The organism is Erysipelatoclostridium sp. AM42-17 (assembly GCF_003480255.1).
GTDB lineage: Bacteria > Bacillota_I > Bacilli_A > Erysipelotrichales > Coprobacillaceae > Faecalibacillus.
Genome location: NZ_QUIN01000026.1, coordinates 1 through 2,740 on the forward strand (window position 1 = coordinate 1; position 2,740 = coordinate 2,740).

Here is a 2,740-nt window from a genome sequence, read left to right on the forward strand (position 1 = left end):
ATTATAAACAGTTCTCTTTAGAATTGTCCAATAAAGTGTAACCTATCCAATTTACCACTCTGACCCATTCCATCTGATTACGAGCTTTCAATTCTTCTGTAATCCCCTGCCGCTCCATCATCTGACGCACCAGAATATCCATCCTTTCCTGTGCTTCATCGTCTACAGCATTCAGATGTTCTGTCAATCTGTCTTCCAACATATACAGTGAATACATTGCCGGACGATGCTCTTTCAGATATGTTTTCCGCATCATTCCATATTTCGCATAATGCAGTTCTTCATCTGTACCGATAAGATTCGGATAATAAATTCCATCTGCGCCAAGTGTGTAGGTTCCACCCATTTTTCAAATGTGCTTTTCATGTGTTATTCCTCATTGAAATCAGTGATGTCCTTAGATCATCGTAAAATATTTCAGGGCAGCCTTGATAGCTTCTTCCTTCTCTTTCGAGCATTGTGGAACTCTTGCATTTTCTGATTTTGGAAGATTATAGTTTTCTACCACTTCAATTCCACATTTACGTTTTACCTGAGAAATATATAAATTTGAAACCTTCAAGCCAAATTCTTTCAGCACATAATCTTTGATTTCCTGATAGGTTGCTTTCAACTCGGCACTGGTAGCATACAGCTCGTCCAGGTCTAAGTCAATCTCTATCGTATCATCTGGTTTTTGTTGGGACAAAAGAACAACCGTCTCAACATGACTGGTATACGGAAACATATCATATAAATACATATCTTGGGTTACATAACCATACTTTTTAAACATCAATAAATCTCTTACTTGGGTTGTAGGATCACATGAAATGTAAACAACCTGTTTAGGCTGTAATTGATTTGTAGCTTGAATGAATTCTTTCGTTGATCCACTACGAGGTGGATCCATAATCAAGATATCTACTTTTTGTTTCTCTTTAGCCATATCTTTCATAAAAGATGTAGCATCTGCATTAATAAAATGAATATTCTCTATCTTATTCATTCTTGCATTATTTTTAGCGTCTTTTACAGCATCTTTATTTAATTCTACACCGATGACTTGTTTGACTTGATTTGAAAGTGTCATTCCTATTGTTCCTATACCACAATAAGTATCAATAGCGACTTCATTACCTTTTACATTTAATAAAGATAAAGCTTTTTGATATAATGCTACACATTGATCATGATTAATTTGATAAAAAGATTTTGATGATATTTTATATTGTAAACCGCACAATTCATCTACAATAAATCCTTTTCCATAAAGAACTTTCTCTTCTTGTCCTAAAACTATTGGTGTTTTCCTTTTATTAACATTCATCACAATGGTTTTAATAGAAGGAAATGCCTTTACTAATTCCTGACAAAAGTTTTTAGATCCTTTCATCATATTTTCATTACATACAAGTACAACCATTGTTTGGTCTGTTTGTACTGCCCTTCTAATTAATACATGTCTTAAAAAACCTCTTTGTCTTTTTTCATCATAAATAGATACTCGATATTTCTTTAACATTCTTTGTATTTTTTTTAATATCTCATCCATAATAGGTTCATGTAATAAACACGTATCATAAGGCACAATACGATGACTACTTTCTTCATACAATCCATATTGATATTGTTGATTAAAAGCAACAATAACTTTATTACGATATCCAGTTTCATGAGGTGAACCTTGAATATCATGTACATTTATTTTAAGATTATTTTTCTTAACTAATTGTTTAATTTTATTTGTTTTATCTAATAACTGTTGGTGATATGATTCATTACTATAAAAACATCCACCACACCTTTTAAATATCGAACAATTGGTTTTCATACATTCCATCCTTTACACTTTAGATACAATTATTATATCATAAGTGACATTGTTTGAAGAGAATAATAAGTAGTGTTATAATCTAAATCGAGGTGAAAATATGAGTAAAGTAGATATTATTTCTGGCTTTTTAGGAGCTGGAAAAACAACATTAATTAAGAAATTAATTAATGAAGCTTATTATGATGAAAAGATTGTATTAATAGAAAATGAATTTGGAGAAATTGGTATTGATGGTACCTTCCTTCAAGATTCAGGTGTCACTATTAATGAAATGAATTCTGGATGTATTTGTTGTAGCTTAGTTGGTGATTTTGAAACATCACTTAAAGAAGTGTTAGAAACATATCATCCTGATCGTATCATTATTGAACCATCAGGAGTAGGTAAATTAAGTGATGTTATCAAAGCAGTACAAGATGTTCACAGTCATGATATTGAACTAGATCATTTTATTACTGTTGTAGATGCTAAAAAATGTCGTATGTACATTAAAAACTTTGGTGAATTCTATAATAACCAAGTTGAATATGCTTCACTTATTGTGTTAAGCCGTAGTCAAGACTTAACAGAATTCCAATTAAATGAATGTTTAGAATTATTGAAAAATATTAATAATCAAACTCCTATCATTACTACACCATGGGATAAACTTGATGGTCAAGATATTTTAAATGCTGGTCTTGTAGATTTACAACATGAAATCTTAGAAGATGAACATGATCACGAATGTTGTGGTCATCACGAACATGATCACGATCACGAATGTTGTGGTCATCACGAACATGATCACAATCACGAATGTTGTGGACACCATGAACATGATCACGACCACGAATGTTGTGGACACCATGAACATGATCACGACCACGAATGTTGTGGACACCATGAACATGATCACGACCACGAATGTTGTGGACACCACGA

General features: G+C 32.2%; 3 protein-coding genes. 1 reads left to right on the plus strand and 2 read right to left on the minus strand.

The features are described 5' to 3' along the window. Position 1: 1 nt before the first annotated feature. Positions 2-346 carry a TnpV protein gene (locus tag DW911_RS09385; protein WP_118607742.1) on the minus strand — a complete coding sequence of 115 codons (345 nt, stop codon included), beginning with the start codon at positions 344-346 and terminating at the stop codon, positions 2-4. A 51-nt stretch (positions 347-397) separates the two neighbouring features. Then, a complete protein-coding gene (gene rlmD / locus DW911_RS09390; RefSeq protein WP_118433895.1) occupies positions 398-1,813 on the minus strand; it encodes a 23S rRNA (uracil(1939)-C(5))-methyltransferase RlmD in 1,416 nt (471 codons plus the stop codon). A gap of 100 nt (positions 1,814-1,913) precedes the next feature. On the opposite strand from rlmD, the gene DW911_RS09395 reads away from it, so the two are divergent. Then, on the plus strand, positions 1,914-2,740 hold an 827-nt coding region (locus DW911_RS09395), incomplete at its 3' end, for a CobW family GTP-binding protein (protein ID WP_118607750.1).

Excerpts from the sequence above, each read along its gene's own strand:
- DW911_RS09385 (WP_118607742.1), bottom strand. The coding sequence starts at position 346 with ATGGGTGGAACCTACACACTTGGCGCAGATGGAATTTATTATCCGAAT.
- rlmD (WP_118433895.1), bottom strand. The coding sequence starts at position 1,813 with ATGAAAACCAATTGTTCGATATTTAAAAGGTGTGGTGGATGTTTTTAT.